The 19090-nt window shown below is 48.4% G+C and carries 18 protein-coding genes; 11 read left to right on the top strand and 7 right to left on the bottom strand.

Features of this window, described 5'->3' with window-relative positions; genetic code table 11:
- Nucleotides 1-466 (top strand): hypothetical protein (locus tag F458_RS20840; protein ID WP_026294478.1); only part of this gene is annotated, 466 nt, incomplete at its 5' end.
- Nucleotides 467-1322: 856 nt separating this feature from the next.
- Nucleotides 1323-2033, top strand: coding sequence for a fatty acid metabolism transcriptional regulator FadR (gene fadR, locus F458_RS0104145; RefSeq protein ID WP_018982120.1), 711 nt, complete (start codon nt 1323-1325; stop codon nt 2031-2033).
- A 63-nt stretch (nt 2034-2096) separates the two neighbouring features.
- Here the strand turns inward: fadR and F458_RS0104140 are convergent, their stop codons facing one another.
- On the bottom strand, nt 2097-3527 hold the full coding sequence (locus F458_RS0104140) for a hypothetical protein (protein WP_018982119.1): 1431 nt from the start codon (nt 3525-3527) through the stop codon (nt 2097-2099).
- Between the two features lie 310 nt (nt 3528-3837).
- On the opposite strand from F458_RS0104140, the gene F458_RS0104135 reads away from it, so the two are divergent.
- Nucleotides 3838-5460: a GMC family oxidoreductase gene (locus F458_RS0104135; RefSeq protein WP_018982118.1), complete on the top strand. Its 1623-nt coding sequence runs from the start codon at nt 3838-3840 to the stop codon at nt 5458-5460.
- Here the strand turns inward: F458_RS0104135 and F458_RS0104130 are convergent.
- On the bottom strand, nt 5432-6046 hold the full coding sequence (locus F458_RS0104130; protein ID WP_018982117.1) for a TetR/AcrR family transcriptional regulator: 615 nt from the start codon (nt 6044-6046) through the stop codon (nt 5432-5434). The genes F458_RS0104135 and F458_RS0104130 overlap by 29 nt on opposite strands.
- A gap of 115 nt (nt 6047-6161) precedes the next feature.
- On the opposite strand from F458_RS0104130, the gene F458_RS0104125 reads away from it, so the two are divergent.
- Both F458_RS0104125 and F458_RS0104120 read left to right on the top strand, forming a co-directional pair.
- Complete coding sequence (locus F458_RS0104125; RefSeq protein ID WP_018982116.1) at nt 6162-7028, top strand: crotonase/enoyl-CoA hydratase family protein; 867 nt, start codon at nt 6162-6164, stop codon at nt 7026-7028.
- A gap of 30 nt (nt 7029-7058) precedes the next feature.
- Nucleotides 7059-9101: an NADPH-dependent 2,4-dienoyl-CoA reductase gene (locus F458_RS0104120; RefSeq protein ID WP_018982115.1), complete on the top strand. Its 2043-nt coding sequence runs from the start codon at nt 7059-7061 to the stop codon at nt 9099-9101.
- A 58-nt stretch (nt 9102-9159) separates the two neighbouring features.
- Here the strand turns inward: F458_RS0104120 and F458_RS0104115 are convergent, their stop codons facing one another.
- From F458_RS0104115 to F458_RS0104100, 4 genes are all read right to left on the bottom strand, one after another.
- On the bottom strand, nt 9160-10251 hold the full coding sequence (locus F458_RS0104115; RefSeq protein WP_018982114.1) for an alkene reductase: 1092 nt from the start codon (nt 10249-10251) through the stop codon (nt 9160-9162).
- A gap of 62 nt (nt 10252-10313) precedes the next feature.
- Entirely contained in the window at nt 10314-10874 is a 561-nt protein-coding gene (locus F458_RS0104110) for a type 1 glutamine amidotransferase domain-containing protein (protein ID WP_018982113.1), read from the bottom strand.
- A 92-nt stretch (nt 10875-10966) separates the two neighbouring features.
- Entirely contained in the window at nt 10967-12094 is a 1128-nt protein-coding gene (locus F458_RS0104105) for a retropepsin-like aspartic protease family protein (protein WP_018982112.1), read from the bottom strand.
- Nucleotides 12091-12534, bottom strand: a complete 444-nt coding sequence (locus F458_RS0104100; RefSeq protein ID WP_018982111.1) for an acyl-CoA thioesterase — start codon at nt 12532-12534, stop codon at nt 12091-12093. The genes F458_RS0104105 and F458_RS0104100 overlap by 4 nt, the downstream gene beginning before the upstream one ends.
- A gap of 125 nt (nt 12535-12659) precedes the next feature.
- Between F458_RS0104100 and F458_RS0104095 the strand changes: the two genes are divergently transcribed.
- From F458_RS0104095 to F458_RS0104070, 6 genes are all read left to right on the top strand, one after another.
- Complete coding sequence (locus tag F458_RS0104095; protein ID WP_232362628.1) at nt 12660-13214, top strand: elongation factor P hydroxylase; 555 nt, start codon at nt 12660-12662, stop codon at nt 13212-13214.
- Nucleotides 13211-14341 (top strand): ATP-NAD kinase family protein, encoded by a 1131-nt coding sequence (locus F458_RS0104090; RefSeq protein WP_018982109.1) that lies wholly within the window; start codon nt 13211-13213, stop codon nt 14339-14341. Before F458_RS0104095 ends, F458_RS0104090 begins: the two co-directional genes overlap by 4 nt.
- 10 nt (nt 14342-14351) lie before the next feature.
- Nucleotides 14352-14654, top strand: a complete 303-nt coding sequence (locus F458_RS0104085) for a YfcL family protein (RefSeq protein WP_018982108.1) — start codon at nt 14352-14354, stop codon at nt 14652-14654.
- A 172-nt stretch (nt 14655-14826) separates the two neighbouring features.
- On the top strand, nt 14827-15462 hold the full coding sequence (locus F458_RS0104080) for a FlgO family outer membrane protein (RefSeq protein WP_018982107.1): 636 nt from the start codon (nt 14827-14829) through the stop codon (nt 15460-15462).
- A gap of 5 nt (nt 15463-15467) precedes the next feature.
- Nucleotides 15468-16214: a FlgO family outer membrane protein gene (locus F458_RS0104075; RefSeq protein WP_018982106.1), complete on the top strand. Its 747-nt coding sequence runs from the start codon at nt 15468-15470 to the stop codon at nt 16212-16214.
- Between the two features lie 4 nt (nt 16215-16218).
- A complete protein-coding gene (locus F458_RS0104070) occupies nt 16219-16920 on the top strand; it encodes a FlgO family outer membrane protein (RefSeq protein WP_018982105.1) in 702 nt (233 codons plus the stop codon).
- On the opposite strand, the gene mnmC is transcribed toward F458_RS0104070, so the two are convergent.
- Nucleotides 16917-18941: a bifunctional tRNA (5-methylaminomethyl-2-thiouridine)(34)-methyltransferase MnmD/FAD-dependent 5-carboxymethylaminomethyl-2-thiouridine(34) oxidoreductase MnmC gene (gene mnmC, locus F458_RS0104065; RefSeq protein WP_026294476.1), complete on the bottom strand. Its 2025-nt coding sequence runs from the start codon at nt 18939-18941 to the stop codon at nt 16917-16919. The genes F458_RS0104070 and mnmC overlap by 4 nt on opposite strands.
- Nucleotides 18942-19090: the final 149 nt, after the last annotated feature.

Raw genomic sequence — 19090 nt, 5'->3', positions numbered from 1 at the left:
TGTCCAATTCGACAGTCTCAAGGGTGAGGATGATAATCAATTTAGATTTGAGGTAGATGCAAATTCTCCTTCGAATGATCAGGAGGCTAGAGTTGACATATTTGCAACCAAAGCAAGCAAAGATCTTGGCGCATTTAATCAACACGCCTTTGAAACTTTAATGCATCATGATATACGGGTTATTCAAAAACAAAAGATATCCCCAGATTTAGATATTCCAGTAAGAACTTACCGTGACGATGATCATGAGAGAATGGAAAAACTCGCTATTACAGTAGATTGCAATTCGATTAAGGGAAGTACACTAACACTCGTAAGCCGATTACTAAACGGAACGCTTGGAACGAACCAAAACTCTCAATCGGCTAGCGTACTCAACAGCTCAGCCTCTGTTGACCGGATTAGATGCTCGAATACAGATATTGATCAGTTTATTCAGCGACGTTTGAATAAAGCACAAGACTGAGGGCGGCTGCACGTAGGAACAATATTAACTCTTTTTATAGAAAGCATTATTGAGCGTCTGCCCCTTGTCTTCAGCAGACCTTCGCACCAGCAGCAGTGAAGGTCTGCAATTCGCACAGAGAAGACCTCCAACTACTATTACCCGGTCTCTGGGTCATACAATCGTGCTTGCATATAAACAAGTTGAAGCACTAAGAACTAAGTTGACGCCACACTAATTATTTCCCCTACCACTGCTCAGACTATCCAGAGAGTCACGAGATTTGGTCAACAGCCTGTTGACCAAATGCTTCGTTAAGCTAGCAGAAGACAGTTTCTTAGTCTCCGTGAACGAATGAGAGCTCTGAACTATACCACCCACTATAATGAGTAGCCTTCTGGGTATTCACTTTACCGATGAATAATTAATAAGCACATCAACGACACAGATAAATCTTCTTCGCAAAGCGGGAAAGGCTGTCGCTAACACAGCCGCTGATTTCGCTTTATCCAGACGAGTATCTTCGCCATCGTTCTCCCTCTCCGGATTCAGTCTTGCACCACAGCGTTGGTAGTATCATCGATTATCAATTTCCATTCGAGATCATAAGTATACCTTTGTCATCTCATGATAGATGCGGAGTAGTTAGTTGTATCCGCCGCCTTTCCAGACGTTTGTATAACCCAGCCTTATCCTTTATTTGCATGCGCGTTCTAGCGACAGAGTATCAGTAAAGCGTGGTACGCAATCTCATCTTGCCGTAAAATCTCAATTTAAGTGGCAATGGCCACAGAGACGTTAATAAATTGTGTAAATGAAAATTCATCTGGTACAATCAGTCGAATAACCACAATAAGAATAGTTCAGGCGAATAACTATGATTTACAAAGCCCAGAGTCCTGCTGGATTCGCGGAAGAATACATTGTCGAGTCGATCTGGAGCGGTCGTTTCCCGCCGGGCACTATTTTACCTGCTGAACGCGAGCTTTCCGAACTTATCGGCGTTACCCGCACTACCTTGCGCGAGGTCCTTCAGCGTCTGGCACGTGATGGCTGGCTTACCATTCAGCATGGAAAGCCTACAAAAGTAAATAATTTCTGGGAAACCTGTGGCCTTAATATTCTTGAAACACTGGCCCGTTTAGACCAGGAAGGTATCCCCGAACTGGTCGATAACCTGCTTGCAGCCAGAACCAACCTGAGCGCAGTTTTCATTCGCGGTGCTATAAGAAATAATCCGGAAAAAGCGGTTGAGATTATTGCTCGCTATAAGAATCTTGAAGCTGACGGAATTGCATTTGCTGAATATGATTATCAGATGAACCATGACCTGGCATTAGCTTCGGGTAACAATGTGTTCGTTTTGATGATGAACGGTTTTAGGGGCTTGTATTCCAGAATTGGCGGTTACTTCTTTTCTCATGAAAGTGCCAGGGAGGTTGCCCGAAATTTTTATCAGGAGCTGCTGGATGTGGCTCAACAACATGATTATGAAAGTGTTCCGGTGGTTATCCGTAAATATGGTATTGAGTCGGGCAAAGTATGGCAAACTGTTCGAGAGGACATGCCAAAGGATTTAGTAGACTGATTAGTTGTCTCAAGGCAGACAAATAGAAGTTGAAAAGAAAAAGGTGCAGAGATTGCACCTTTTTTATGTCTTATTCCACATGTTCTGGTTTTTCTTGTCGGAGAAATAATCTGATGGTTCCCAGAACCCGGGTACCAGATCGTCCACAGCATTTGGCGCCGCGTTGGGATTGAGTTGACGAATAATTTGTTGCAGACGATCCCGGCCCATTTTTATTAGCTTTTTTCGGTTAGCTGGAAAATAAAGATTGCGTGTACGGCTCACCACCTCATCACTACCTGAACAAATATAGGTAAGATTTCTGGATGCTACCCGACACACGGGTTCAGCGGGATGCGTTGGATTCAATCTGGACACAATGGCGAATTCAAACTGCTCCTTTTCGTAACCTTGTTCATTTACCGGTATAAATGTCACCCCAAAGCCCTGGGGGAAGTAACCAACGATTTGAGTGAAGGCGTCGGCCACCTTTTTATTAACGGCACCTTTTTTACCCAGTTGTTCTACCAGCAGATAGCCCTTTGGCAATTCCTGCCGTGAGTAATCGCTTTTAGTCGAAAGAACAACAGAGCAGTAAACCTGTGGTACCTTGAGAATTTCACCCAGCCCGGTTTTAGACAAAAACGCATCCTGTACCAGTTTCTCTCTGAATTGATTGGCCGCTTCGTGCATCTTGTTATACCGGTGACGTTCTTCGCGATCATTACCAACGTAAGCAGGCATGCCAAGGCCGTTTTTCAGGTAATTCATGGTATGAGTATAATTAAGCCTTAACAGTTTTTTTCGGTCGTCAGCGTCAAGTAACCGAAATTCGTCTTTATCCTTTTCTTCGCCCAATAAAACCAACTGCGCCTCTGGATGTTGTAACCCAATATCCTGCAAAATTGCTGCGCTGATTAATGGAATAGCCAGCTCTTCTTCCCACTTTCGGCGCCAGTAATCGTTATTTTGAAAGCGATTAGCTGAGTCTCTGTACAATGACAAATACGGATGAGAAATCGCATCTTCACGGATGATGCGGTCTACCAGACGCAGAGTGAGTACAGCTTTATACAGCGGCTTGAGCCTCTGGTGGTGGCGGGCGAAATTACGCTGGGCGCCACGGGTAAGCAACATTACCGTGCCTAAAAATTTGGCACTGAGTAATTGTGTTTCTTCATAAGAGTCTGCTTCACACAAAGCCAGCAAATCTTTTGCAATGCTAGTAATTCGCGTAATTCGCGCCTGTCGTTCCTCTTCGCTGCGGGCTTTGGCGCGCTTAAGTTTTTTTTGCAAATCGACCGGAATAGCTTTATCGGAATCCCTGGCCTTAAGCCGTGCGATCTGTGACTCAATATCCCTGATATATTTCGCCGTTTCTTCCTGTAAACTAAAAAAGTGTCTGGCATCTTCAAGGACGGAACCATATCCTGCTTCTTGCGGATGCACTTTATCAATTAAGCTTTTAACATTCTGTGTATACAGACTGTCAGGATTATCAACTTTTTTATTCACGTATATCCTCACGCCGAAATACGCCACAGGAGCTTGCGCGAAACTGTAGGGATTGATGTTTACATTTAACCATTGAAGCTCTGAGCAGCGGTTACCTGCTAAACGCCAGGCGTTATATGGGCAATATTGCTGGTATTCTGGTTATTTTAAACGATAAAGAAAAATTCTTGCGTATCGATATTTATTCGTAAAAGGTTCTTCATAGATATTTTTATACCTATGGAACGTTCAGAAAAGTTATCATCTGATAAACCATCAGGCGACAGATATTTTCAGGACGTGTTTGGCGCCAAAAAACAAGGAACAGTCTGTGTCACAATCCATAGCACGTTACGACTATATTATTGTTGGTGGCGGGTCCGCCGGCGCTGTGTTAGCAGCACGCCTGTCGCAGAAAAAAGATTGTACAGTATGTCTGTTAGAAGCCGGTCAGGCGGATAAAAACCCTCTCATCCATATTCCATTCGGACTGGCGTTCTTATCCCGGGTGCGTTCGTTAAACTGGGGGTATTCGACGCAGCCGCAAAGCCATTTAAATAACCGTAGTCTATTCTGGCCCAGAGGCAAGACGCTGGGCGGTAGTAGTGCAATCAACGCGATGTGTTACATCCGCGGACAGCATAGCGATTATGATGACTGGGAAGCACAGGGCGCAGAGGGGTGGTCGTATGACGCTGTATTGCCCTGGTTTAAAAAAGCCGAAGGGTTTGAAGGTGGCGCCAGTGAGTTGCACGGCGCGAAGGGGCCGCTGAAAGTTGAAGCATTACGGCATGTTGATCCGCTATCAAGCGCATTTACTAGAAGTGGCAAGGATGTAGGGCTGCCAGTGATACCAGATTTCAACGCGCATGATCGCTATGGTCTTGGCCTCTATCATGTCACGCAGTCACAGGGCGAGCGTTGTTCAACTTCACGGGCGTATCTTAAGCCTGTGCGCACGCGTGCTAACCTGACAATTCTTACCGGCGCTCATGCGCTGAAAATTATCCTTGAAAAAAACCGGGCCGTGGGTGTTCGAGTAGCGCAAGGTGACGGCAATTTTGACCTATATTGCAATGACGAAGTCATTGTCAGCGCCGGGGCTATTAACTCTCCGCATTTATTGATGTTATCAGGTATTGGTCCTGACTCAGTGCTACGTCATCACAAAATACAGGTGAATCAGGCGTTGGAGGGAGTGGGGCGCAATTTACAGGATCATCTGGATGTCATTATTCAATGCCAGGGCAGAACGCGCCACGGTTACGCGCTGGCTCCGGCTAAAGTCGGTACATATTTTCGGGCAGCCTGGCAATATGTGTTCAAACGCAAGGGGTTACTAAGCTCAAATATTGCTGAAGCCGGGGGGTTTGCCTGTTCTTCTGGAGCCTCGCCGGATAAGCCGAATTTACAGTTTCATTTCTTACCCGCTATTTTAAAAGATCACGGCAGGCAAAATGTGTTCGGTTATGGCTATGGCTTACATGTTTGTAACCTGTATCCACGCAGTCGGGGAACGGTTTCGCTACAAAGTGCAGATCCAGCAGTGCCCCCGCTTATCGATCCTGCCTATTTAAGCGATGAGGCCGATTTAAAGGTTTTAACGGATGGTGTGAAACTGGCCCGTCAGTTGCTACGCAGCGAACAGATGCGGCCATTTTTTAAAACGGAATTGCTACCCGGTGAAGAGGTTGAGGATGATGAAGCCCTGACACGCTTTATCAGACAATATGCTGAGACTATCTACCATCCGGCTGGTACCTGTAAGATGGGCGCACCCAATGATCCGATGGCTGTGCTGGATCCTCAGTTCCGGGTTTATGGAACAGAAGGTTTGCGCGTAGTAGATGCATCAGCTATGCCCACATTAGTCGGTGGCAACACTAATGCCCCGGTGGTAATGATGGCAGAACGGGCGGCCGCGTTTATTCACGATCTACCGACGCCTGCATAAATAAGTCTGCAGCGGTATCACACATCTGATCAATGTGACTACGATCAGCATAGATACCATCAATGAGCAAACGAGCGATACCATGTAATGTGCCCCAGGTAACCTGAGCCAGACGCAGTGGTTCGGGGCCCTGCGGCAGCAACCCTGACATTTGCCAAAAGCGTGTCATTTGTACCTGAAACTGAAAACACGGAAAGGCAACAGCTTTCAAATCATCTGTTGCTGATTGCGCCTGCCACAATGTACGGCCAAACATAAGTTCATACAGCTGGGGGTGGTCGGCCGCGTAACCAATATATTCATGAATAAACTGTCTGAAGCGAGCGGCAGCTGGCATATCCTCTTGTTCAAAAATTTTTCGGGCTGTGGCATGCCACTGTCTGAAACCTTCTGCAGCGATGGCACTTAACAATGTATTCTTATCGGCAAAATGGTGATAAGGCGCGGTGCGAGAAACACCGACGTCCTCCGCCAGCTTGCGTAGCGACAAGCTATCAACACCTTCTTTGTCGATACGCCGGGTGGCCGCATCAAGCAGAGCACTGCGCAAATCACCGTGGTGATAGCGGCTGGCGGCGATACTCATTCAACAAACCTCATTTTCGTCTCCCGTAAATGCTGAGTGATATTATCTTGACAGTGTCAACATAGCCTTTTATCTTGACAGTGTCTAGTTTGCAAAATTGTTAACGGAGAGGTCGGTGAGCAAAGAAACTTCCTTAAAAGAATCAGGTTTTGAATCTTTAACGGTGACCTATCAGGAGAACATTGCCATTGTGACCCTGGACCGACCGCAAGCGCTAAATAGTATGACAGTGGCTTTCTGGGAGGAGTTTCCTCGGGCCATACGTAGCATTGATGATGAGGGCAGAGCCAGAGTAATTATATTGCAGGCTAACGGAAAGCATTTTTCAGCGGGTATGGATCTGCAGGTTTTTAACGCCATGGGTAAGTCATTTCGAGCCGACCCGGCACGCAGAGCGGAGCAAATGCGCAGAAAAGTATTGTTACTTCAAGATGCTTTCAATGTGTTGGAACGTGCGCGCATGCCGGTTATTGCGGCGGTTCATGGGGCTGCCATTGGCGGCGCAGTGGATTTGCTCTGTGCTTGCGATATGCGGTATTGCACCCAGGATGCTTATTTTTGTGTGAAAGAAACGCAACTAGGGATGACGGCAGATTTAGGGACATTACAGCGTTTGCCCCGATTGATTTCTCCGGGTCTGGCTAAGGAGCTTGCTTATACCGGCCGCAATTTCAGCGCTGAAGAGGCCCTGCGAACAGGATTTGTAAATCAGGTTTTTGCTGATAAAGCTTCCATGTATGAAGAAGTTGCTGCCATTGCAGCAACTATTGCCCAGCATTCACCGGTCGCGGTGTCTGGGACTAAAACAATGATAAATTACGCTGCTGATCACAGTTTACATGACAGCCTTGATTACATGGCTACGTGGCAGGCAGGCATGTTTCAGATGGAAGATATTCAGACAGCGATGCAGGCTCAGCAGAAGCAGAATATTCCCGAGTTTTCACCACTGAAACCTGGTATCAGCCGACTTGACGATTGAGCGTAACCAGGTAATCAAAGGAAATTTTTTATGACTAAGACCGCAACAGAGAACACCACCCCATACCCGCATTTATTCAGGCCTTTAGATCTTGGCTTCACGCAGCTAAAAAACCGTATCATTATGGGCTCAATGCATACTGGGCTTGAAGAGATGCCAGCCGGCCATAAACATATGGCAGCGTTCTATGCTGAACGCGCCCGCGGCGGGGTTGGTCTGATTGTCACAGGCGGTATCGGGCCGAATGAAGAGGGCTCGACACACCCAATCACTAAACGTCTGGATTCTGACAAGGCGGTGGCTAATCACAAAGAAGTGACCGATGCAGTGCACGAGGCTGGCGGAAAAATCTGTATGCAGATTTTGCACACAGGCCGTTACGCCTACACCGAAAAACTTGTCGCACCTTCTGCCATCCAGGCCCCAATTAATCCGTATAAACCCAAAGCGCTCACTGATGAAGAGATTGAAAATCAGATAGAGGATTTTGTTTTTACCGCTAAGCAGGCCCAGCGGGCCGGGTATGATGGCGTCGAAATCATGGGCTCGGAAGGTTATTTTCTGAATCAGTTTATTGTTACACGTACCAACCATCGTGATGATAAATGGGGGGGGGAATACGAAAACCGTATTCGTCTTCCTATTGAAGTGGTTCGTCGGGTTCGTGAGGCGGTCGGTAAGAACTTTATTCTTATTTATCGCTTATCGATGCTGGATCTTGTCGAGGACGGTTCAGACTATGACGAAGTGGTGCAGTTAGGTAAGGAAATTGAACAGGCCGGTGCGACCATTATTAATACAGGGATTGGCTGGCATGAAGCGCGAATTCCTACGATATCAACGCGGGTTCCCCGTGCTGCATTCACCTGGGTGACAGCCAAATTTCGCGCCGCGCTCTCCATTCCGGTTATTACATCAAATCGTATCAATATGCCCGAGGTGGCTGAGCAGGTTCTTAAGCGAGGCGATGCTGACCTGATTTCAATGGCCCGGCCATTCTTAGCCGATGCGGAGTTTGTTGTAAAAGCAGAGCAAAACCGTGCGGATGAAATCAATACTTGTATCGGGTGTAATCAGGCATGTCTTGATCACGTGTTTAATGGCAAGCTCACCAGCTGTTTGGTTAACCCGCGTGCCTGCCATGAATTGGAACTGACTATCCAGCCAACCGAAAAAACTAAGCGTATTGCTGTAGTCGGCGCAGGGCCCGCCGGGTTAGCTGCAGCGGTCACCGCGGCGTCGCGTGGTCACAATGTGACATTATTCGACAAAGATGGCAAAACCGGTGGTCAATTCAATATCGCCCGTCAAATTCCCGGTAAAGAGGAGTTTAACGAGACACTGCGCTATTTTGACCGACAGCTGGCGTTACATAATGTCACAGTGCGGCTGAATACCGAGGCGACTGTAGCGTTGCTGAACGAGGAGTGCTTTGATGAGGTGATTCTGGCAACCGGTATCTTACCGCGCACCCCTGAAATTCCTGGTATTGAAAGCGAAAATGTATTGTCATATGTTGATGTGATACGGGGCAAAAAACCAGTAGGTAAACGGGTCGCGATTATCGGTGCTGGTGGAATAGGGTTTGATACTGCTGAATATTTATCTCATGGTGATATGCAGCCTAGTCTGAATATTGATGAATTTATGAAAGAGTGGGGCATTGATATGACATTCTCCACCAGGGGCGGCGTAAATGGTATGAAACCTCAGCCAGAACCCTCTTCACGACAAATTTATCTATTGCAACGCAAAACCAGCAAAGTTGGAGCCGGACTGGGCAAAACAACCGGTTGGGCGCACCGTGCAAGTCTCAAGATGAAAGGTGTCACTATGTTGCCAGGTGTTGAATACGAAAAAATCGAAGATAATGGTATACAGATCAAGGTGGATGGAGAGTCGACATTTCTGGAATTGGATAATATGATTATATGTGCTGGTCAGCAACCTCTTCGTGAGCTGGCAGAGGGGTTGAATGCGCCTTGTCATTTAATTGGTGGGGCGGACAAAGCGCTGGAGTTGGATGCCAAACGGGCCATTGACCAGGGTACGCGTTTGGCGGCGACCCTGTAAGACTCTGCCACATAGATGAGCAATACAAGTACGGGCCTGTATAGGCCCGTTCAATATTTTACATATCAGCTTCATCCATAAATGGATAATCAATATAACCCTTCTCGTCGCCGCCATAAAAGGTATCGGGATCAGGCTCATTGTAGTTGGCACCGGCTTCCAGCCGCTCAGGTAAATCGGGGTTGCTGATGTAAGGCCGACCAAAGGCCACCGCATCTGCATAGCCAGATTTAACCGCCATTTGTCCGCTTAAATAGTCATAATCACCATTAGCAATATAAAAACCTTTCCATGTGTTTCTCAGACTCTCCTGAATTTTCAACTCTTTATTGCTGGTAGCCATGCCAGGAAAGCGCTCCACCATATGAAGATAGGCCAGGCGGTAATCATTAAGATTTTGAATAAAGTACGTGAATGATGTGAGGGGATCACTATCGGCAATGTCATTCTGGTTACCGATTGGAGAAAGCCGGATCCCTACATTGGCCGGATCCCACACCGACAAAACGGCATCGGTAACTTCATTGAGAAACCGCATGCGGTTTTCCAGCGAGCCACCATATTCATCTGTACGCTTATTAGTCTTGTCTCGTAAAAACTGATCGATCAGGTAACCATTGGCAGCATGAATCTCAACCCCGTCGAACCCTGCACGTTCGGCATTTTCTGCTGCCGTCCGATAGTCTTCTACAGTCTGCTTAATCATCTCATGTGTCATGGCCTGAGGCTCTGAAGCGGGTTGCTTTTCACCATCAAAAAAGACCTCGACGTCAGGCGCAATTGCAGAAGGTGCTAAGGGTTTGTCACCGTCTGGCTGGAAGTGGCAGTGACTGATACGGCCAACATGCCACAGTTGTAAGAAGATTTTCCCACCCTTCTCATGAACCGCTTCTGTGATTTCCCGCCACTTCTGAACCTGCTCAACGGTATAAATCCCAGGCGTAGAGACATACCCCTTACCCTGCGGATTAATTTGCGTAGCTTCACTGACAATCAACCCTCCAGAAGCACGTTGCTCATAATAGGTAATTGCCATATCGGCAGGAATATCCGAGGTGTCGTGCGCGCGGCTACGTGTTAAAGGCGCCATAAAAACGCGGTTGCGCACAGACGTACCGCCCATGGTCCCGCTTGAAAATAAATCTGTCATTAATACATCCTATAAATTAAGAAAAAGCCGGATAATGGTTTACCCGGCACCATCACGAGCCCTTAAGGCGTCTGACGGTCGTGCTTACCTTCACGAAGCTCTTCAACCACTTTTTTACAGAATGCTTCCATATCGTCGGGGGTGCGACTGGTCGTCAGGCCTTGGTCCACAACCACCTCTTCGTCGACCCAATTGCCACCGGCATTTAAGATATCTGTTTTAATAGACGGGAAGGAGGTTACGGTGCGGCCATTCAGGACATCGGCTTCAACCAACATCCATGGCCCATGGCAAATTGCCGATACCGGTTTATGCTGTACAAAGAAGTCCCGAACAAACTGAACCGCTTTTTCATTGGTTCTCAGTGTATCCGGGTTAAGCACACCACCGGGCAGAATCAGACCATTATAGTCATCGGCTGACACCTCATTGACCGTTTTATCAACAGGGAACATGTCACCTTTTTCATCGTGGTTCATGCCTTGGATTTCGCCGCTTTCAAGTGAAACGATTTCAACGTCTGCACCGGCAGATTTTACTTTCTCCATCGGCTCGGTGAGTTCCACTTGTTCGAAGCCATTTGTCGCAAGAATTGCTACTTTTTTACCTGTAAGAGTACCCATTAATATTACTCCTTTCACTTTGAATGTGCCGATTGCTACGGTATATGGAGGTCATATGGTTTGATTAAAATTATTAAATTTTGGGCCGGTTGTTACTGATCTTTTTTCAGGTACAACGTGTTCAGCGACTGGTCGATAAAAAATGTGAACTGACCGAGAATATTCATGCCTAGCAGACCATCTGACTCATTTTTAGCCGCTTCTGGCAGGACAAACATTTTCACATCTGGCAACACATACGGCCCGAATTGCAGTTCATCAACCTCAATAAGAGCAGCCTGACTGCTTCCAGAAGCGGTGGCAATGGTGAAATTACCAATAAACCGATAGGACAAGTGTGTTCGGATTTTTTCAAATGAAGCGGCGAATACCGCGCTTTGAGTAGCGCCCGTGTCGAGCAGCAGCGACAACTGAATATCGCCAATAAAAACAGGGGCCTCAAAATGTGTTCCTTTTCGCAACAGTGATATTGTGGCATCACTATTATCCACAACGGTACTGACACTATCAGGCTGTGTCACATCGCCGGTTGGGGCGACGACGGAGCGGGCGTAAGCGGTGGAAAATTGCCGGTGGGCCGGATCATCCACAGGCAGAGCAGCCAGAGTTGTCTGCATTAATGTAATGTTTTGCTGTTCGCCATAAGCAGTTGCCAATGCCAGTGTATAAGCACGGTTGCCGGGCGCATACTGATAAAGTGGTTCCATAAACATGGCAAGTGCCGTCCAGCTTTTTGCCTGTTTCAGGGAAGTGACGGTTTCCTTCACCAGCGTCTGTAAGCGCTGTTCAACCTGTTTGTGTTCAGCCACTGTCAGCGGCATATCGAGCATGTCATAGTAATGCAGGACTACGTCACTTAGTGGCGCGGTTAACCGCAGGAGCCGGGCTTCCAGGTACAATAATGAAACCCTATGCGGCGCGGCGTTTAAAGCCTCACGCAATGAATATCTTGCATCAGCATAGCGTTTGTTATCAATCAGACGGGCGATTCGGGCAGCCTTATCACCGGGTCGCTCGACGCTGCCAGCAGCCGGCTTAACATCCTGTACGTTGGTAAGTTGCAATGGAGGTTCGTGATTTTCCGAAGGAAGCGCTGAAGGTAGCCTGGATAGTGATTGCCTCGCAGTATCTGAAAGATAGTCAAGGCGTATCAGCAGATAAGCGTTCATCATCAATGATACAGTCAGCGCGATGCCAACGAGCCACCGGATACCAGTCATACCGGTGTTACTGCAGCTGTGTAGGTTTCTTTAAACGCTGGAGGCATTCGGCGCGGCGTACCACTGGATAACCGAGTACAGACAAATGCGGTGTGCGCTGAGAAAACCGTTTTTTTACGCCGCATACAGATAAACTGGAATTGGCGGGTTAACTGAAGACGTCCGTCGCAGGCTGTAATCCAGGTACCACAGGCAAGCGTATCGCCCAGATGACAAGCCATGGCATAGTCAAGCTCATGGCGACGAATAACCATCGCGCTGTCGAGATTTTGATAGTCTGCAAAACTAAGACCCAGAGCATTTGTGTGTGACCATGCCAGTGCCTCAAGCTGAGCAAGATAAGCCACATTATTTACGTGCTGATAATGATCGATATCTTTTTCCCGGATGTCCCAGGTCAAAGTATATGGCGAGCTAAATTTCCAGGGTAATTCGTGCATAACAGGGTTACCAGTAAATCGTCCTGTTATGCTACCCAATTTTGTTTATCCCGTCTTCCATAGTTTAATCTGCCAGGGTTTGCTAAACTTTCGCCCAGTTTTTTAAGTGGTTTGAAAGGTCAGTCTTGAATAGCATCAGCGCAAGCGAACAATGTGACGTGCAGCGGCTTATCGCGCTGTTCGATAAAACATTTTATGCTGAATATAATACCCGTCTTGTCAAAGGTGACGATGAGCCGGTCTATTTACCCGCAGGTGACACCTGTGCTTGTCATCGCATTATTTTTGCTCACGGTTTTTTCGCCAGTGCATTGCACGAAATTGCTCATTGGTGTGTAGCTGGCCCGCGCCGCCGCTTATTAGAAGATTATGGTTACTGGTACTGCCCGGATGGCCGAAACGCCGAGCAACAGAAGCAGTTTGAGCAGGTTGAGGTTAAACCCCAGGCGATAGAATGGGCATTCACGCTGGCGGCGGGAAAGCAGTTTTCAGTCAGTACAGACAATCTTAATGGCGCTGAACCTGACCGCGAGGCATTCACACTTGCGGTGAAAACACAACTACTGAGCTATGTTCGAAATGGCTTTCCATCCCGTGCACAGTATATGCTTGACGCATTGCACACAGAGTTTAACACGCCAAGACTTTTAATTGAGCAAATAGCAGGAGATGCGGCATGACGCAACGGGCCCCATTCAGACTTGGTGTACTGGTTAACCCCTATGCAGGTATTGGTGGTGCGGTGGCGTTAAAAGGCAGTGATGGCGCAGCGATCAGAGAGCAGGCACTACAACAGGGCGCAAAGCGACAGGCGCCTGAAAAAATGGCCCGGGCGCTGGAAGAGCTAATTGATGTTGCTGACCTTCGGATTTTTACTGCCGGTGGTGAAATGGGCGAACAAAGCTGCCAACTGGCTGGGCTTGAAGCTTCTGTTGTCTATCACGCTCAAGCATCGCAAACCGAAGCTGAAGATACTCAGGCCGCGGCTCGTGAATTATGTGAGCAGAATATTGATCTATTGCTTTTTGCCGGCGGTGACGGCACAGCGCGTAATTTATTTGATGACATCGCAGACCGATTGGTTGTACTGGGCGTTCCTGCGGGCGTGAAAATTCATTCCGGGGTTTATGCGGTAACGCCTTCCGGGGCTGGCAGAGTAGCCAGAAAAATGGCTACCGGTGAACTAGTCAGTGAGTTTGACGCCGAGGTCAGGGATATTGATGAAGAGGCGTTTCGCCAGGGTAAGGTAACTGCCAAGTATCACGGTGAAATGCGTGTTCCCAGAGAACTGGAGTATATTCAGGCTGTAAAAATGGGCGGCAAAGAGCATGAAGAGCTGGTGCTTGATGATATTGCCGCTTTTACAGCCGAGATGATTGAACAGGATGATACCTTCTTTTATGTGATGGGATCCGGCTCCACTGTTGCCGCGATTATGGAGGAGCTTGGCCTGGAAAACACCTTACTGGGCGTAGATGTCATTCATCGTGGCAAACTGGTCGGCGTAGATGTCACTGCAGATGAACTACTCAGAATTACTGACAGCCAGCCCGTTAAACTTGTGGTTACTCTTATCGGCGGTCAGGGCCATATTCTCGGCCGTGGTAATCAACAGCTAAGTCCGGCTTTTATACGCCGCTTAGGAAAACAAAATATGATAATTGTTGCCACCAAAGCAAAAATACAGGCACTGGAAGGCAGACCGCTGCGGTTTGATTCCGGTGACAGTGAGCTGGATGAGCAATTAAGAGGCAGCGTACAAGTTATTACCGGGTACGACGATAAAGTATTATACCCGGCAGTGTAGGAGGATTTATATGCAACCGAGCCCACTAGCAGATAAAACATTTATCGCATCTATTGAGCAAATTGAAGGCCAGCTGGACAATGTGGTCAACCATGGTAGTGATGACGAGCTGTTCATCGCCAGTTACTTGCAGGGCCACTTTGCAGTTATTGCCCGCCCCCTGGAGATGAACGAAGAGGCGTCACTGTCGCTGCTGGATAAAACAGTAACAGAAAGTCTGGAGCAGGCGTTTGTCAATAAAGAGCTAACACCGGATGATCAGGCTAAGGTCACCGCGCTATGGCGGCGTCTGATTGAGAACGCCCGGACTTAGCGGCAGGAAGAATCCTTCGACGGCATAAAATTGCCGTTTTAACCCTTAACATTTGTGTCCAGTGTGCATCTTACTCATCTCTGCGGCGTTAAGGCGACAGTAAGCCGCTGGTATGATTCTTGCCATGAGTAATCTATCAGTTGCTTATTCGCAGAGATTTTGACGCAGACCTATGAACGCACAATCATCACGTTTTTTGTTTACTTGTTTATTTTTTGGCGTCCTGTCAGGCTGCTCCCAATGGTCAGTTGCGCCCCAGCAGGCTGCACCAGTTCAGGCGCAGATATCAGCTTCGCAACCGGTTGGCCAGTCCTTGGGCAACATTGAATATCAAACGTATCTATTGGCCAATGAATTGTTCGCTGATGTGCGACCGGCCCGTCATCTTCGTTATGCTGTGGCTGGTTTTGTACCGGTTTCTTCCCTGAAATTTGACGCCAGCCAGCAATCTCCCCTGATGTTGCTAGGACATCAGTTAGAGCAGGGGCTAATCACTGAGGCAACAAAACGCGGCTATACCACTCAAGAGTTTAAACTTACGAACGATATAGTAATAGGGCAGCAAAGTGATCGTGTACTTTCTCGCAATATCGAGCAGCTGTCAGCACCGGAACGGGTCGACTTTTACATAACCGGCACCCTGGTCCATCAGCAGGGGGGCGCGGTGGTCAACGCCCGGGTTATTGAGGCAAGAACCAAGGATGTGGTAGCCGCCGCGACCCGGTTTTTTCCTGCAGGGCTATTTTGGGACACAGAGCAGGTCACTACCCGCGAGGGTCGTTTGTATCGTATTGAAACTAAGGGGTAAATCAGATGAAGTTGCACTATCAGGCGCTTGGCGTGATGACAATATTACTGACGGCTTGTACCAGCATGGACGAGTCTTCCAAGCCGGTCCCTGAGAAAACTGCTGCCTCAGAGATACAGGGTATTATAGATGTTCAGGATGCCGATCGGCAGGGCGCACCTGAACCGGCTGATTATAATGGAGATGATACCGATAGCTTTGGCGCTGTTGGCCAGCCCCGCATATATTCCAGTGTTCAGGGTGCCTACAAGGGACGCCCATTGACGCGTCACATCGGTGATTATGTCAAAAACCTGACGCAGGATCTTATTTCAAATATGGAATATGTCACTGCAAAAACACCGATAGCGGTGACCAACTTTGCCTTGCTGGATTCGAATCTGCAACAGACCAATTTATTGGGGCAGCAGATGGCTGAATCATTTGTTCATGAACTGCACAAATTCCGCATTCCGGTACTGGATTTTAAAGCCACCGATTATATCCGTGTCACCGACCGGGGGGACTTTCTGCTCTCCAGAGATTACCTTGACCTCAATGGCAGTTTGCCAATTGAATATGTGCTAACCGGTACTATGGCAAAACACCAGGGTGGTGTGATGGTAAATGCCCGCATACTGGGTATTGAGTCGCGCGCGGTGGTCGCCAGTGCGCAACTGCTCATCCCATTTTATGTTGTTGATGCATTAATTCCCAGTGATGGCGCACAGAAGCCAGGCACCCAGGATGGCGTCAAGCTGACACAGGGGTAGAGTGGTGAGCACAGGCAAATTTTTTCTTATCGGAATGCTGGCGACACTATCTGGCTGTAGCGCTATCGATGAACAGTATCATGCCATGCGGGCAGCTACCTGGGATACATCGAAAAGTGAACCTGTGATCATTCCCCATGAGGATACCGGGCTGGTTTACCGCCCGGATTCAAGAGATTTACAGCCACTGCCTGAAGCGTCTGACCCAACCCATTATCACGATCCGCTGCAGGATGGCTTTTATGCCGACCTGACCCACAAATCGCTCAATGATTATGCCGGGCAACTGGCAATGAAGCTGATGGACTCCGTCAGTGTCCTGCGACCTGATGAAAAGATAGGGGTCGCCAGCTTCGTAAGGCTTAATCATACCCTTAACGACACGACTGTACTGGGAAATCAGTTGGCTGAGTATATGCTTGGTCAACTGCAAAGCTATGGCTTGGCTGTCGTTGATTTCAAGTTATCTGACACCGTGTATGTGACCGGACGCGGCGACCTCGTAATGCATCGTGGGTTTCAGAAAATTGCTACCCAGGCCCGTATGGATCATATTTTAACCGGCACCATGGTTGAAACTCGCCGCGGTGTGCGGGTTAACGCCCGCATTGTCAATGTAAGCGAGCATGTGTTGGTGGCGAGCGCATCGATTGATGTGCCAGCATTTATGGTGACAAGTCTTAATCCCATCAGCGGGACCAATTAATCATCCAGTTGATTACGAATACACTGCCTGACTAAAAAGCGCTGCGGACTGATAGCTTGCAGTAATTTTTCAGGTAGTGGCAGTGGCTCTTCACATAACTGGCTGACTAATGTTTCAGCCATGAGAGGTGCAGTGGTCAGGCCCCGTGACCCCAGCCCGACCAACATGTGGACAGACTGTGGTTCAGCCAGTGGCATCACAGATAAAGGTTTGCCTTTTGCAAGCTCTCGCCATTGAGGTTGCTGCGCCAGGGTCGCCGGCAATGCACCGCAGGCAACCTGATGGTCTGGCAGCCCCAGTCTTACGGCAGCTCTGGCCTGACCATCTGTATCAAACTGATGGATCCAATCGTGATCGGCCAGCGCTGCACGATGCGTAGCTATATTTTGCTGAGTTTCCGAGGCTCGGACCTGAGTACTCATATCCTGTTTAACATACGTTGAGCCCAGTGCCTGACGGCCGTGACTAAGTGGTGTCATATAGCCCTTGTGACAAAGCACCGTTTTGAGCTGACTTAATCTGGTATCCTGCTGTGGAATGGCTTCCACCTGACCACGAACAGGGCGCAGAGGCAGGTACGCATTAAGCATCGTGTTTATACTTTCGGCCCCCGTGGCCATAATAATATGGTCGAATTCAAAAAATTCATCGTGCTTTTCGGCATACACACAAGCCGGGGCGCCATTAGTTATACGCGTAATTTCTCTATTACCGATAACCGTTAACAGACCGGATTGCTGCGCCTGTGTGACCATTGCCCTAACCAGTGAGGCGGGGCTGATCCAGCCGCCGGTGGCAATAAACAAGCCGCCACAGATTAAAGGCACACCTGCCAGTTTACTGGCTGCATCAGCCTCCACATGCCTGACCAGCGTGCTGGGCCAGGCGGACTTATCCATAAGTTTTTCATGTCGAATGGCTTGTTGTTCGGTAAAGTCGAGCTGTAGTACGCCACACCAACTGTGGTCAAAGTCCTGCTGTCGGGCAAGCTCATGATACACCCGCGCGGCATACATAAAGCCGTGGGCCTGAATAAGACTCGCCGGATTGGCCTGAGCATGTAACTGGGGATAGAAGCCGCCCTGGCGATTACCCGACGCACCGTCAGCAAGCGTTTCTCCGCGCGTGAGCAGAGTGACCCTTACACCTCTTTTAGTCAGCGCCAGTGCGCAGTTTACCGCTGCCAGACCGGCGCCGATAATACCAACGTGATCGCCGGCACGAACCGGTTGCCCGCCGTAGCGGTAGTAAGGCCAGTCTCGCGCAAAACGCATTGCATCCGCCGCTTTATCTTGCTTGTAAACCGCGGTAAGCATGTCACGCTTGCGTCCAAAACCTTTGGTTTTAGATATCTCAAATCCTTGTTCGAGCAATCCTCGTTTAACCACGCCGGCGGCGGTGAAGGTGGCCACTGTGGTGGTGTTTTTGGATAAGCGGGCCATTTGACTAAACAATGCCGCTGTCCACATATCAGGGTTCTTACTGGGTGCAAAGCCGTCTAAAAACCAGGCGTCCACCAGGCCAGTGACTGGTGCATGCCATTGCGGCAGGGTAGTGTGAATATCTCCCATCCAGATATCCAACGTGGTATGAAATGCGCTCAAATCTAATCGATGGCAGCCTTGTAGCGCAGCAGGGTAGTGCGACAGCAGGGCTGTTGCGGGTGCTGCAAGCTGCGGGAAATGAGCCAGTGCAGTGGCTAAATCTTCCTGCTGCAATGGAAATTTTTCGGTGGTTATAATAAATAAACGTTTTAGTGGGTGCTGCGGGTTATCCCTGCGAAATTCTGCAAATGCCTGCATGGCTACCAGGCAGTTGAGACCTGTACCAAACCCGGTTTCAGCAATGACAAAGTGGGCCTGATCATGGTCTTCCCAGCGCGCTGGCAATGCATTTCCGGCCATAAACACGTGCATGGTTTCATCGATGCCGCTGTCATTGGAGAAGTAAACATCGCCGAAGTCATCAGCAACCGGGGTACCCTGTTCATTAAAATGTACTTTTGCGTGGTCAGTTTTCAACCGAATTTCCTGCATGCGTAAGTGATTTGACTGCATGATCATAGCGTGCATGATACAGTGCGCATAGTGTTTACCAAACTTACTGACGATTTGCTGAACAGTGGGCTAAAGAGCAGACCACTTTAGCGATCAAAATCGTTACCATATGC

The organism is Salinimonas chungwhensis DSM 16280, assembly GCF_000378185.1.
Taxonomy (GTDB): domain Bacteria; phylum Pseudomonadota; class Gammaproteobacteria; order Enterobacterales; family Alteromonadaceae; genus Alteromonas; species Alteromonas chungwhensis.
Note: the sequence above shows the minus strand (reverse complement) of the source record. Positions and strands in the feature narration are given on the sequence as shown.